The organism is Nocardia sp. NPDC057455 (assembly GCF_042802775.1).
Classification (GTDB): Bacteria; Actinomycetota; Actinomycetes; order Mycobacteriales; family Mycobacteriaceae; genus Nocardia.
Genome location: NZ_JBHVDM010000200.1, coordinates 1 through 2099, shown reverse-complemented (window position 1 = coordinate 2099; position 2099 = coordinate 1). Strand labels below are relative to the sequence as shown.

1 protein-coding gene is annotated in these 2099 nt (G+C 66.5%); it reads right to left on the bottom strand.

Going from position 1 to position 2099, the window contains the following annotated elements:
* A partial coding sequence (locus tag ACFU5M_RS34430; protein WP_379055799.1) for an amino acid adenylation domain-containing protein occupies nt 1–2099 on the bottom strand: 2099 nt, incomplete at both ends.

Here is a 2099-nt window from a genome sequence, read left to right as displayed (position 1 = left end):
CTGACCCCCGGGCAGCGCAGCAGCGCCGCTTCGATCTCGCCGAGCTCGATACGGAACCCACGCAACTGCACCTGCTGGTCCCCACGCCCGGCGTATTCCAGGGTGGCCTGACCACCCAAACCCACCCACCGGCCGATATCGCCGGAGCGGTACATCCGCGAGCCCGGCGTACCGAAGGGATTGGCGACGAACCGGGCAGCGGCCAGGCCGGGACGGCCGAGGTAGCCGCGCGAGAGCTGAGCGCCCGCGACGTAGATCTCTCCGGCGACACCGACCGGCGCGGGGTTGAGCCGATCGTCGAGCACGTACGCGTCCAGGCCCGGAATGGCCCGGCCGATCACACTGGCCGGGTTGTCGGCCATCTGCTCATCCAGCGACAGATAGGACACGTGCACCGTGGTCTCGGTGATGCCGTACATGTTCACCAGCCACGGCGCGTCCACCGGGTGGTGGTCGTACCAGCGCTGCAACTGGCGCAGATCCAGTGCCTCACCACCGAACACGACGTAGCGCAGCGCGAACTCGCCCTGGTCGTCCGGGTGCGTGGCCCGGTCGGCCTCGGCCAACTGATAGAACGCCGACGGGGTCTGGTTGAGGACGGTGACCTGCTCGCGGATCAACAGTTCGCGGAACTGTTCCGGCGAGCGGGAGGTGAGGTAGTCGACCACGACCACGGTGCCGCCGTTGGCCAGCGCGCACCACAATTCCCACACCGAGAAGTCGAAGGCGTAGGAGTGGAACAGTGTCCACACGTCGGTTTCGTCGAACTCGAACAGCAACTGGGTGTTGGCGAACAACTCGACCACATTGCGGTGCGCGACCCCGACGCCCTTGGGCACACCGGTGGAGCCGGAGGTGTAGATGACATACGCCAAGTTGTCCGGACGCAGCGGCACCACACGTTCGCGGTTACGGACCCTGGCGTCGTCGTAGCCGGTGGTGTCTTCCAGCAGCAGCACCGGGATATTGCCCGCGGGTAGCGACTCCCGCTCGGCGGCGGTGGTCAGGATGCAGACGGGGGCGGCGTCATCGAGCATGAACTCCAACCGCTGCACCGGATAAGTGGTATCGATCGGCAGATACGCCGCTCCCGCGGTCAACACACCCAACAACGCGACCGGCAACTCCTCGGTACGCGGCATCGCCACCGCCACCACTGTTTCCGGTCCCGCACCCCGAGCGATCAACGCACGAGCCACCTGATTCGCCCGACGCTGCAACTGCCCGAACGTCAAGCTGGTGTCGCCGAAACGGATCGCGACCGCGTCGGGGCGGCTGCGGGCTTGGGTGGCGATGACCTCCACCAACGTCACTTCCGGCACGAGCGTGCCCGGGGTGGACCACTCGTGCAACACCAACTCCCGCTCACCAGGAGCCAGCACATCGATATCGCCCACGATCACCGACGCGTCCGCGGCCACCGCGGCCAAAATACGGGTGAACCGGTCGGCGAAGTCCTGCACCGTCGCGGTGTCGAACAGGTCGGTGGCGTAGGTGAACGCCGCCGACAACCCCCCGACCCCACCGTGACGATCACTGTTCTCCGCGATCGCCAACTGCAGATCGAACTTCGCCAACCCCACCGCCAGATCCACCCCCGACACCGACAACCCCGGCAACTCCAACTCCGAGACCGCCAGATTCTGGAAGGTCAGCATCACCTGGAACAGCGGATGCCGCCCCGCCGACCGCACCGGATCCAGCAACTCCACCAAGCGTTCGAACGGCACGTCGGCATGCCCGAACGCCTCCACATCCACCGAACGCACCGCACTCAGCAGCCCATCGAACCGCGCACCGGGGTCGATCTCGGTACGCAACACCAACGTGTTGACGAACATCCCGATCAGATCATCCAACGCCGCCTCACCACGCCCGGCCACCGGCGTACCCACCGCGATATCCCGGCTACCGGACAACCGCGCCAGCAACACCGCCAACGCCGCATGCACCACCATGAACAACGTCGCATTGTGTTCCTGCGCGACCCGGCTCAACCCCGCATGCACCCCGGCGTCGATCTCGAAACCCAGCGTCGCACCACGATGCGAAGCCATCACCGGCCGCGCCCGATCCGCCGGCAACTCCAACTGCTCACC